Origin of the sequence: Citrobacter sp. wls718 (genome assembly GCF_005280945.1) — a bacterium.
Classification (GTDB): Bacteria; Pseudomonadota; Gammaproteobacteria; order Enterobacterales; family Enterobacteriaceae; genus Citrobacter; species Citrobacter gillenii.
Window position 1 is genome coordinate 59,387 of record NZ_SZWV01000022.1, and the last position, 11,812, is coordinate 71,198.

Genomic DNA, 11,812 nt, shown 5'->3' on the forward strand with positions numbered 1-11,812 from the left:
CTAACGACGCGCTTCTTCATTATTTAACCTGCTGCGGGTTATTTCAGGTATTCCCCACTGCGCAGCGCTTCAATACGCTTATCCAGCGGCGGGTGAGTCATAAACAGCTCACTCAGCGACTTAGATTTACCGTTGATGCAGAAGGCCATCATGCTGGTTGCTTCCTGCGGCTCATAGCTAGTTTTCAGCCGCTGCAACGCAGCAATCATTTTCTCACGACCCACCAGTTTGGCAGAGCCTGCATCCGCATGGAATTCACGATGACGTGAGAACCACATGGTAATAATGCTCGCCAGAATACCAAACACCAGCTCCAGCACCGTCGCTACCGCGAAATAGATTAGCGGGTTGCCGTTGCTACCCTCACCTTCTTCACGGTTTCCGCCCATAAAGCCGGCGGCGAGTTGCGCCAGAATACGTGAGATAAAGATAACAAAGGTGTTCACCACGCCCTGGATCAGCGTCATGGTAACCATATCGCCATTGGCAATGTGGCTAATTTCATGTGCGATAACGGCTTCGGCTTCATCGGGACTCATGTTTTGCAACAAGCCGGTGCTGACAGCCACCAGCGACGCATCCCGGCGAGCACCGGTCGCAAACGCGTTAATATCTGGCGCATGGTAAATAGCCACCTGCGGCATAGCGATCCCAGCCTGACGAGCCTGAGTTGCTACAGTATTCATCAGCCAGCGTTCTCTTTCATTACGGGGCTGTTCAATTACTTCCCCACCAACGGACTTTAACGCCATCCATTTGGACATCAGCAGCGAAATAAAGGAACCACCAAAACCAAACAGCAGAGCCATAATCAACAAGCCTTGAACGCTGCTTGACTGAATCCCTGTCAGGCTCAATACCAGCCCGAAAACGACCATCACAGCCAGGTTCGTCAGCAGGAAGAGCGCGATTCGCATCATAATTTTCTTTTAACCTCAATTTAACAAAACGCACTATGCGATTACCCATATCGTATGGGTCTTACGGCTATTTTCAAGCATGCATACGTGCTAAGTCAGTAGAAAGACACAACTTTACATTTTACCGTATCAGACTGACGACTTCATACGCTTGTTAAAAAAACAGGCACAATTTCTTGTGCCTGTTGGATATTACTGTTTGGTCGCAGACTGTTCCGCTGGCTTGTCTTTTTCAAGACGCGCCAGGTCGAGCGCGATTTTCACCGTCTCATCGAGATACGGATCCGGCTCCTGGTAATCCTTCGGCAGATCGTCCAGTTTCTTCAGCGGCGGTTTACCTTCACGCTTCAAGCGATCGTTGATACGCGCCAGACGCAGGGCGTCATCTTCGTTATTCTCTTTCTCACGCTGAGCGTAATTCAGAGATGCGATGTTGCGCTTATCTTTCAGGGCATTGAAACGAGCAATATCCTTCATGATGTACTGGAACTCAGGATCTTTAACGATACGCGCATTATGTTCTTTCAGTAATTCAGGACCAAACGGCGTTAAATTATCTGACTTCGCATAGGTTGCAGCATCAACGCTATCCCACGGTAAGGCGTTATCTTCGAACTTCTCACCGGTTTCAGTTTCTTCATTGCCTGTCGGCATGATGATATCCGGCGTCACGCCCTTACGTTGCGTGCTGCCACCGTTAACACGGTAGAATTTCTGGATAGTGTACTGAACGGAACCCAACGCTGGCCATTCCGGACGCAGCATCTGATCGTAGATACGGTTCAGAGAACGGTACTGCTGCACGGTGCCTTTACCAAAGGTCGGTTCCCCGACGATTAACGCACGGCCGTAATCCTGCATTGCCGCGGCAAAAATCTCAGAAGCAGAAGCACTGAAACGGTCAACCAGCACCACCAGCGGGCCTTTATAGTAAACAACGCCGTCGGTATCACTGTCTTCGCGCACTTTACCGTTATTGTCGCGAACCTGAACAACAGGGCCAGAAGGAATAAACAGACCGGAAAGCGATACGGCTTCGGTCAGTGCACCACCACCGTTAGTGCGCAAATCGATGATCACGCTGCTGACATTCTGTTTTTCCAGCTTCTGCAGCTGAACTTTAACGTCATCCGTCAAGCCAACGTAGAAACCGGGAATATCGAGCACACCGACTTTTTCTTTGCCAACGGTTTTGACCGACATTTTAACAGCACGGTCTTCCAGACGAATACGTTCACGCGTTAGCGTAACGGTACGCGTCTTGGTGCCTTTACCGGCAGGCAGGATTTCAAGGCGAACCTTGCTACCCTTTGGTCCTTTGATCAGCGCGACAACGTCATCGAGACGCCAGCCAATCACATCAACGACGCCTTTACCAGCCTGGCCGACGCCAACAATACGATCGCCTACGCTTATCGCCTTGCTTTTGGCTGCCGGACCACCCGCTACCATTGAATTAATAACGGTATAGTCATCATCCATTTGCAGAACCGCGCCAATACCTTCCAGAGACAGGCTCATTTCGGTATTGAACTGTTCGGTATTCCGCGGAGACAGGTAGTTGGTATGCGGATCGATTTCACGCGCAAACGCCGTCATCGCCAGTGAGAACACATCTTCACTGTTAGTCTGCGCCAGACGGCGAATAGCAAATTTGTAACGACGGGTCAGCGTTTCACGAATTTCAGCATCGGTTTTACCGGTCAGTTTCAGGCTAAGTTCATCGAATTTAACCTTACCGTCCCACAATGCGTTTAGCTCGGCTTCGCTTTTTGGCCATGGGGCCTTGCTGCGATCGAGGTTAAACGTGTCGTTACCGGTGAAATCCATTGGACGCGCCAGCACGCTTAACGCGTACTGGTAACGTTCAAACCGGCGCTTTTGCGCCAGATTGTAGAGATCGTAAAAGACATCCAGCTTGCCCGTGCGCAGTTCATCACCGATGACGGTTTTCTTTTTAGCAAACTGCTCTATATCGCTCGCTAACAGCACGTTATGGCTGTAGTCGAGCAGATTCAGATAGCGGTCAAAAATTTTTGCCGAAAACGCCTGATCCAGATCGAACTGGCGATAATGAGAACGCGTAAAACGCGATGTGACACGTTCGCTCACCGTCGCGTGCTGCGTTTCTTCCTTCAGTATGGGGAGTTGATCGGCACGCGTGATGTCTTCCACAGCGAGTGCCTGGCCTGCTAATGCAAGCAGACCAGCTAACGCAGTAAGCCTAAAAAAAGTGTTCATGCCAGGCCAGGCCTCCGTTTCAGAACACCAAGTGTTCTGCGCGTACAATCAAAGACATACCCGAATTCAGCTGTACACGGACGCCATCTTTGGTGATTTCTAATACGGTGGCATCCATCGCATTATTACCTGCTTTCACCTTTAAAGACTGCCCTACCTTCAGCACTGAAATATCAGACACTGGGGTATGCTGTTCTTCGCGAGGAGCACGCGGTGCTTGAGCGGCCGGTTTTTCAGCGCGAGGTTTACGCTCTGCACCTTCTTTACGACGCGGAGCAGGACGCGGCTTACGCTCGCGACGCGGTGCGCCGTCTTTTTCGCCCGCAGCAGCTGCCGCTTCGCGTTTTTTCGCCTGTTGCTCGGCACGTTGCGCCTGAACACGGGCTTTTGCTTCTTCAAGCTGTTTGCGCGCATGTTCGACGTGTTGCTCATCCAGCTCACCACATGGGTTGCCGTCGAGATCGACACGCGTTGCGCCCAGCTTAACGCCATACAGATAGCGCCAGCTTGAAGTGTAGAGACGTAAGGCAGAACGAAGCTGTGTCTTGCTGAGGTTCATTTCACCCTCAACACGCTCTACCAGATCCTGAAAAATGCCAATTTTCAGCGGGCGCGCTTCGCCTTCCGCACTAAAACATTGCGGGAAGCGTTCGGCCAGAAACGCGATAACTTCTTTACTGCTATTCAACTTAGGTTGATTTTCCATGAAATTTCCTGATTACAACGGACGTAGCCAACAAGCGCAGGCATGAACAGGCGTCATTATAATGACGTCATCAGTAATTGCTACGTTATCCGTTGATTATCCTGCGACGGTCGCAAAGAATTTTTTGTAATCCGTCATTGCAAGCACGGTTTCAAGCTGTGCCACAAGCGTACGCAGCCCCTGTTCATCCTCTTCAGTAAAGCGGCCAAACGCTGTGCTATCAATATCCAGCACGCCGATTATCTGATTTTCAACCATGATTGGCAGGACGATTTCAGCATTGCTGGCGGCATCGCAAGCAATGTGCCCGTCAAAGGCGTGAACGTCTTCAATGCGCTGAACCTGGTTCTGCGCCACCGCTGTACCACACACGCCACGCCCAACAGGGATACGCACACAGGCGATCTTTCCCTGGAAGGGACCGAGCACCAGCGTGTCGTTTTCGAGCAGATAAAAACCAGCCCAGTTCACTTCTGAAAGACGTTCGTACAACAAGGCGCTGGTATTTGCCAACGTTGCCAGAAAACTGGTTTCACCTGCCATCAATGCGCGAAAATCACGGTTCAGATCCGTGTATAGCTCTATTTTGTTCATTATGTAATCACTTAGTTGTCTTACTTAAAACTGCAGCCTACTAAAATAAACATTAAATGCGTTAATGCTCAAGATCATTCCCGTCATGGGTTAAGATAACATTACTCTAACACTTTGATCCGCGATACATGGCCCTAAATACTCCACGCATCAAGCCATCCAAAAAAATAGCGATCAGGTCCGTCGGTGAGGCGCTACCCCGTGCGCACTACCAGCGTTGCCCCGAATGCGACATGCTATTTAGCTTGCCGAAAATGCGTTCGCACCAAAGTGCATACTGTCCCCGCTGTCAGGCAAAAATTCGTGACGGACGCGACTGGTCATTAACACGGCTGGCGGCAATGGCCTTCACCATGCTGCTGCTGATGCCTTTTGCCTGGGGAGAGCCGCTGTTACACATCTTTTTATTAGGCATTCGTATTGACGCCAATGTGGTTCAGGGGATCTGGCAAATGACCCGCCAGGGTGATCCACTCACCGCCTCCTTCGTGCTCTTTTGCGTGATGGGCGCGCCGATAATACTTGTCTCGTCCATTGCTTATCTGTGGTTAGGCAACATTCTCGGTATGAACCTGCGCCCGGTCCTGCTGATGCTGGAAAGGCTCAAAGAGTGGGTCATGCTCGACATTTACCTGGTCGGTATCGGCGTCGCGTCGATCAAAGTGCAGGACTACGCTTTTCTGCTGCCGGGCGTGGGGCTGTATGCTTTTCTTGCGCTGGTGATCCTCAGTATTCTGACGCTGTCGCACCTCAACGTGGAACAGTTGTGGGACCGTTTTTACCCGCAAAGACCCGCACGGCGCCCCGATGAACAGCTTCGCGTATGCCTCGGCTGCCATTTTACAGGCTATCCGGACACCCGCAGTCGCTGCCCGCGTTGCCATATTCCGTTGCGCTGGCGCAGGAATCAAAGCATACAAAAGTGCTGGGCCGCGCTGCTGGCCTCGATTGTCCTGCTGCTGCCTGCTAATCTGCTGCCCATCTCGGTTATTTACGTTAACGGATCCCGGCAGGAAGACACGATCCTGTCCGGCATTATGTCGCTGGCAAGCAGCAATGTTGGTGTCGCGGCAATCGTCTTTATCGCCAGTATTTTGGTGCCTTTCACCAAAGTGATCGTGATGCTTACCCTATTGATTAGCATCCATTTTAAATGTGAACAGGGCTTACGCACGCGCATTCTGCTACTGCGCATAGTGACGTGGATTGGCCGCTGGTCAATGTTGGATCTGTTTGTTATTGCCTTAACCATGTCGCTGATTAATCGCGACCAGATACTGGCTTTTACTATGGGACCGGCTGCGTTTTATTTCGGCGCAGCGGTAATTTTGACTATTCTTGCTGTGGAATGGCTGGACAGCCGCTTACTTTGGGATGCACATGAGTCAGGAAACGCCCGCTTCGCAGACTGAAGCGCAGATTAAAACAAAACGCCGCATTTCTCCATTCTGGCTGCTACCGTTCATCGCCCTGATGATCGCCGGGTGGCTGATCTGGGGAAGCTATGAAGACCGCGGCAACACCGTTACCATCGACTTTATGTCTGCAGATGGTATTGTGCCGGGCCGGACGCCTGTTCGCTATCAGGGTGTCGAAGTTGGCACGGTGCAGGATATCAGTCTCAGCAAAAATCTGCGCAAGATTGAAGTTCGCGTCAGCATCAAGGCCAGCATGAAAGATGCCCTGCGTAAAGATACGCAGTTCTGGCTGGTGACGCCAAAAGCCTCGCTGGCAGGCGTTTCCGGCCTCGACGCACTGGTTGGCGGAAACTATATCGGAATGATGCCCGGAACCGGAGAGCCGAGAGATCATTTCGTCGCCCTGGATACGCAGCCCAAGTATCGCCTGAATAACGGCGATTTAATGTTGCATCTGCATGCACCTGACCTCGGCTCCCTGAACAGCGGCTCGCTGGTATATTTCCGCAAAATACCGGTAGGCAGGGTATATGACTACACCATTAACCCCAATAATCAGGGCGTAACCATCGATGTGCTAATTGAACGCCGATTTACTAATCTGGTCAAAAAAGGCAGCCGTTTCTGGAACGTGTCTGGGGTCAATGCGGATATCAGCCTCAGTGGGGCGAAGGTTAAGCTGGAAAGTCTGGCCGCACTGGTGAATGGTGCCATCGCCTTTGACTCACCGGAAGATTCACAGCCCGCTGTTGCCGACGATACATTTGGTCTGTATCAAGACCTCGCCCACAGCCAACGCGGCGTGATCATCAAGCTGGAATTACCCAGCGGCGATGGGCTAAAAGCAGGGTCCACATCGCTGATGTACCAGGGCCTGGAGGTCGGTGAACTGACAAAACTGGAACTTATCCCAGGAGGCAAAGTCACCGGCGAAATGACGGTGGATCCGAGCGTCGTCTCGTTGCTGCGGGACAATACGCGCATTGAGCTGCACAGCCCCAAATTGTCGTTGAGCGATGCAAACCTCAGTTCGCTGTTAACCGGTAAAACCTTCGAACTGGTCCCCGGCGAGGGCGAACCTCGCAGTCAGTTTGTAGTAGTTCCCGGCGAAAAATCCTTATTGCATGATCCAGGTGTGATGACGCTCACCCTGACTGCACCGGAAAGCTACGGCATTGAGGCGGGTCAACCGCTGATCCTGCATGGTGTCCAGGTTGGACAAGTGATTGAACGTACGCTGTCCAGCAAAGGCGTTTCCTTTACTGTTGCCATCGAACCCCAGCATCGCGACCTGGTACAAGGTGACAGCAAATTTGTGGTCAACAGTCGGGTTGACGTCAAAGTAGGCATTGACGGCGTGGAGTTCTTAGGAGCCAGCGCCAGCGAATGGATTAGCGGCGGTATTCGTATTTTACCCGGCACCAAAGGTGAAATGAAAACCAGCTATCCGCTTTATGCCAACCTGGAGAAAGCGATTGAAAACAGCCTGAGCGATCTGCCGACCACCACGCTCAGCCTGCGCGCCGAAACGTTGCCTGACGTTCAGGCCGGTTCAGTGGTGCTGTACCGTAAATTCGAAGTGGGTGAAGTGATTAGCGTGCGCCCTCGCGCCGATGCGTTTGATATCGACCTGCACATCAAACCGGAATACCGCAACCTGTTAACCAACAACAGCGTGTTCTGGGCAGAAGGCGGCGCAAAAGTTCAACTTAACGGTAGCGGACTGACCGTACAGGCTTCTCCGTTGTCTCGCGCGCTAAAAGGGGCAATTAGCTTCGACAACCTGAGCGGTGCCAGCGCCAGCCAACGTAAAGGTGACAAGCGGATTCTGTACGCCTCTGAAACCGCCGCACGGGCTGTAGGCGGCCAAATTACCCTGCACGCCTTTGACGCCGGTAAGCTCGCCGCGGGCATGCCAATTCGCTATCTTGGCATCGATATTGGTCAGATCCAAACCCTGGAACTCATCACCGCACGCAATGAAGTGCAGGCGAAAGCGGTACTGTACCCAGAATATGTCCAGACCTTTGCGCGCAGCGGGACACGCTTCTCGGTAATTACCCCGCAAATCTCTGCGGCAGGCGTGGAGCACCTTGATACCATCTTGCAGCCTTATATTAACGTGGAGCCGGGTCGCGGGAATCCACGCCGTGATTTTGAGCTACAGGAAGCCACTATTACCGACTCGCGTTATCTTGATGGCCTGAGCATCGTGGTCGAAGCGCCGGAAGCCGGGTCGCTGAATATCGGCACTCCGGTTCTGTTCAGAGGTATCGAGGTGGGTACCGTCACCGGGCTGACGCTGGGTTCGCTTTCTGACCGCGTGATGATTGCCATGCGCATCAGCCAGCGCTATCAGCATCTGGTGCGTAATAACTCCGTGTTCTGGCTGGCGTCCGGCTACAACCTCGACTTCGGCCTGACCGGCGGCGTGGTGAAAACCGGGACCTTTAATCAGTTCATTCGCGGCGGTATTGCCTTCGCCACTCCACCGGGTACGCCACTGGCACCAAAAGCACAGGCTGGAAAACACTTCCTGTTGCTGGAAAGCGAACCCAAAGAGTGGCGTGAATGGGGAACCGCCCTGCCGCGTTAATGACCCTCCTGCCCGGCGTACTCGCGCCGGAGCAAATATGCTACACTGCGCGCCTGTTTTTTTTCCGGTGGTACCAAGTGGCTTATTTTCCTGACGCCTTTCTGACTCAAATGCGGGAAGCAATGCCTTCCACGCTCTCTTTCGATGATTTTCTCGCCGCCTGCCAGCGTCCGTTACGACGCAGCATTCGTGTCAATACGCTGAAAATCTCCGTTGCCGATTTCCTCGCCTTAACGGCACCTTACGGCTGGTCGCTCACGCCGATCCCCTGGTGTGAAGAAGGGTTCTGGATCGAGCGTGACGAAGAGCAGTCAGTCCCACTGGGCAGCACCGCCGAGCATTTAAGTGGGCTGTTTTATATTCAGGAAGCCAGTTCAATGCTGCCGGTTGCCGCGCTGTTTGCCGAAGGGAATACTCCGGATCGGGTGATGGACGTAGCCGCCGCGCCGGGTTCAAAAACTACGCAAATCGCCGCAAAAATGAAGAATAAGGGCGCGATCCTGGCCAATGAGTTTTCCGCCAGTCGCGTTAAAGTGCTGCATGCCAATATCAGCCGCTGTGGGATCGCTAACGTTGCCCTCACCCACTTTGACGGACGCGTATTTGGCGCAGCGTTGCCAGAATCTTTCGATGCCATCCTACTGGACGCACCGTGCTCCGGTGAAGGCGTGGTGCGTAAAGATCCCGATGCGCTGAAAAACTGGTCTGTCGACAGTAATCTTGAGATTGCCGCCACCCAGCGCGAACTGCTCGACAGCGCGTTTCATGCTTTACGCCCTGGCGGCACGCTGGTGTATTCCACCTGTACGCTGAACCGTGATGAAAATGAACTCGTCATGCAGTGGCTACTAGAAACCTATCCGGACGCCGTGGAGTTTCTCCCATTAGGTGATTTATTCCCGGATGCTGAACGTGCGCTGACGCCAGAAGGTTTTCTGCATGTCTTCCCGCAAATTTACGACTGCGAAGGATTCTTTGTTGCCCGTTTGCGAAAAACAGCCGCTATCCCTCCTCTGCCTGCCCCTAAATATAAGGTCGGCAATTTCCCGTTCAGCCCATTGAAAGGTCGTGAAACCGCACAAATCACCGCGGCGGCAAACGCCAGCGGATTACAATGGGAAGACAATCTTCGCCTCTGGCAGCGTGATAAAGAAGTCTGGCTATTCCCTGTTGAGATTGAATCACTGATTGGTAAAGTGCGGTTTTCCCGCCTCGGGATTAAGCTGGCTGAAACCCACAATAAAGGGTACCGCTGGCAACATGAGGCCGTCATCGCTCTCGCCAACCCACATCACCGCAACGCGTTCGAACTGAACCTTGAAGAAGCAGAAGAGTGGTATCGCGGCAGAGATGTCTACCCGCAGACCGCGCCTGCCAGCGACGACGTGCTGGTCACCTTCCAGCACCAGCCGATTGGGCTGGCAAAACGGATTGGTTCACGGTTGAAGAACAGCTATCCACGCGATCTTGTCCGGGATGGCAAACTCTTTACAGGATAACGCACGTTTTTACTGGCGCTTTTGCTCACGTTGACTACGCTGAAAAATGGACGGCCTAACTGGTCGTACCACAACCAGCAAATTGACGGAGAGCACGATGATGAAAACCAGTGTGCGCATTGGCGCTTTTGAAATCGACGACGCCGAGTTACATGGCGAATCGCCGGGAGACCGAACGTTAACCACTCCGTGTAAATCCGATCCGGATTTATGTATGCAACTGGACGCCTGGGATGCCGATACCAGCGTCCCGGCCCTCCTTAATGGCGAACATTCTGTTCTATTCCGCGAGCACTACGATCGTAAGTCAGATGCCTGGATCATGCGTTTTGCCTGATTCAAAAAGAACCCGTCGCCAGACGGGTTATTTATGTCTTCATTTCCCCCACGCAGTAACCTCTTCTACACTATCGGTACGGCAGTATAATTTGGGGATGGAATGTTCACGCTGGTTCTTTTTGTTTGCTACCTGGATGGCGGTTGTGAAGACATCGTGGTCGATGTCTTCAATACGGAACAGCAGTGCCTTATTTCGATGGACGATCAGCGGATTCGCAATGGCGGATGCCTGCCAGCAGATGGCTACATCGACAGCTTCTGGCGACCTGCGCAGGAATATAGCGATTTTTGATTATTGTAATTGCACCATCGTTAGCTCGCCGCCGAATACCGCACCGGTATCGATATAGTGCAGGTTATCAACGTCCAGACGATGGCGCAGCGGCGTATGACCAAACCAGAAATGGTCCGCGCCACCAATTCCACCACTTTTGTTCATCAACCGCGAGCGATCCCACAATACCCGCTGTAAATCGACATGCTTTTGCCATTGATATTCATCATCCGGGTAATCGGCATGGGCAATAACGTGCACACCATTCTGACAGCGCAGTTCCACAATCCAGGGTAATTGCTGACACGCCTCAAGCGCATGCCTCGCCGCCGGTTGCGCGGCATGGGTAAACCACTCTCCCCCGTTCATTTGCCACAGCAACTGTTCTCCCGTTGTCAGCGCATCCAGCGCCATCTGCTCATGATTCCCCCTGACCGCTACCATCCAGTTTTTACGCAATAACACCAGACAGCGCAAACTGTCTGGTCCACGGTCAATCACATCACCGACTGAAACCAGCAGATCCTGCCACGGATCAAAACGGCACTGGCGCAATTTAGCCATCAACATGGAAAAACAGCCGTGGAGATCCCCCACCACCCAGACGTGGCGCCAACGCGTACCTTCTATTCTCTGGTAGACAGCATCAGGGTGTTCCATTCGACCTCCCGGATAGAGCGATCGCCCTTATAATAATTTAACAATAGCAGCAAAAAAGCCTGGACGATTGAGGGGCGGAGTATGGTATGGTTTGGGAAGAATACAGCATGCGACACGCAGTGTTTTGCCCTGGACGGCATCGTATTCGACAGATAAAAAGAGACCGAATACGATTCCTGTTTACAACTCAAAGCGTAATAACCTTTAAACTTCAATAAGTTAATACCAAAAACCCACTAAAAAACACCTCCTAATACTTACTATTGCAATCATTCAAGATCAATCAGTTGCCATTGGTTTCGTGGCGCCGTCGGGAAATCTTCGGGATCAAAACTCCAGGACAGAAATTTCTACGGCACGCCGTGACGCGTGCCGTCGGGAATGTGAAAAATCAGGGATCCGAACTAATACAGCCAATGTGATTACATCACCGGGCAATCATCGAACTCCGCGTTCCTGGCATCATTAATGATGTACGTGATAACCCCAAATATTGCGTGTGAGGAATTGTAGCCATCACCATCTTCTGGCAGCGCTTCCTTTCTCCCGTTCTCCAGATTTATCA

10 protein-coding genes and 1 pseudogene are annotated in these 11,812 nt (G+C 52.3%); 5 read left to right on the forward strand and 6 right to left on the reverse strand.

Features of this window, described 5'->3' with window-relative positions; all coding sequences use genetic code 11:
* Nucleotides 1–38: 38 nt before the first annotated feature.
* The 4 genes from htpX to FDW95_RS04795 all read right to left on the reverse strand — a co-directional run bounded on the left by htpX (nt 39) and on the right by FDW95_RS04795 (nt 4,461).
* Complete coding sequence (gene htpX / locus FDW95_RS04780; protein WP_096756699.1) at nt 39–920, reverse strand: protease HtpX; 882 nt, start codon at nt 918–920, stop codon at nt 39–41.
* A gap of 192 nt (nt 921–1,112) precedes the next feature.
* Nucleotides 1,113–3,161, reverse strand: a complete 2,049-nt coding sequence (gene prc / locus FDW95_RS04785) for a carboxy terminal-processing peptidase (protein WP_096756698.1) — start codon at nt 3,159–3,161, stop codon at nt 1,113–1,115.
* Between the two features lie 19 nt (nt 3,162–3,180).
* Nucleotides 3,181–3,867: an RNA chaperone ProQ gene (gene proQ / locus FDW95_RS04790; RefSeq protein ID WP_096756697.1), complete on the reverse strand. Its 687-nt coding sequence runs from the start codon at nt 3,865–3,867 to the stop codon at nt 3,181–3,183.
* A gap of 96 nt (nt 3,868–3,963) precedes the next feature.
* Nucleotides 3,964–4,461, reverse strand: coding sequence for a GAF domain-containing protein (locus FDW95_RS04795; protein WP_096756696.1), 498 nt, complete (start codon nt 4,459–4,461; stop codon nt 3,964–3,966).
* 128 nt (nt 4,462–4,589) lie between these two features.
* Between FDW95_RS04795 and yebS the strand changes: the two genes are divergently transcribed.
* The 5 genes from yebS to FDW95_RS04820 all read left to right on the forward strand — a co-directional run bounded on the left by yebS (nt 4,590) and on the right by FDW95_RS04820 (nt 10,605).
* A complete protein-coding gene (gene yebS / locus FDW95_RS04800) occupies nt 4,590–5,873 on the forward strand; it encodes a membrane integrity lipid transport subunit YebS (protein WP_096756695.1) in 1,284 nt (427 codons plus the stop codon).
* On the forward strand, nt 5,842–8,475 hold the full coding sequence (locus FDW95_RS04805; RefSeq protein ID WP_115258237.1) for a PqiB family protein: 2,634 nt from the start codon (nt 5,842–5,844) through the stop codon (nt 8,473–8,475). The genes yebS and FDW95_RS04805 overlap by 32 nt, the downstream gene beginning before the upstream one ends.
* A gap of 77 nt (nt 8,476–8,552) precedes the next feature.
* Entirely contained in the window at nt 8,553–9,974 is a 1,422-nt protein-coding gene (gene rsmF / locus FDW95_RS04810) for a 16S rRNA (cytosine(1407)-C(5))-methyltransferase RsmF (protein WP_096759376.1), read from the forward strand.
* Nucleotides 9,975–10,074: 100 nt separating this feature from the next.
* Nucleotides 10,075–10,311 (forward strand): DUF1480 family protein, encoded by a 237-nt coding sequence (locus FDW95_RS04815; RefSeq protein ID WP_170972976.1) that lies wholly within the window; start codon nt 10,075–10,077, stop codon nt 10,309–10,311.
* A gap of 102 nt (nt 10,312–10,413) precedes the next feature.
* A complete protein-coding gene (locus tag FDW95_RS04820) occupies nt 10,414–10,605 on the forward strand; it encodes a YebW family protein (protein WP_115258235.1) in 192 nt (63 codons plus the stop codon).
* On the opposite strand, the gene pphA is transcribed toward FDW95_RS04820, so the two are convergent.
* The gene (gene pphA, locus FDW95_RS04825; protein ID WP_115258234.1) at nt 10,606–11,247 is read right to left on the reverse strand and encodes a protein-serine/threonine phosphatase; all 642 of its coding nucleotides are present in this window, start codon (nt 11,245–11,247) and stop codon (nt 10,606–10,608) included.
* Between the two features lie 422 nt (nt 11,248–11,669).
* Nucleotides 11,670–11,812 (reverse strand): annotated as a pseudogene (locus FDW95_RS23470) (LexA family transcriptional regulator); the annotation flags it as partial.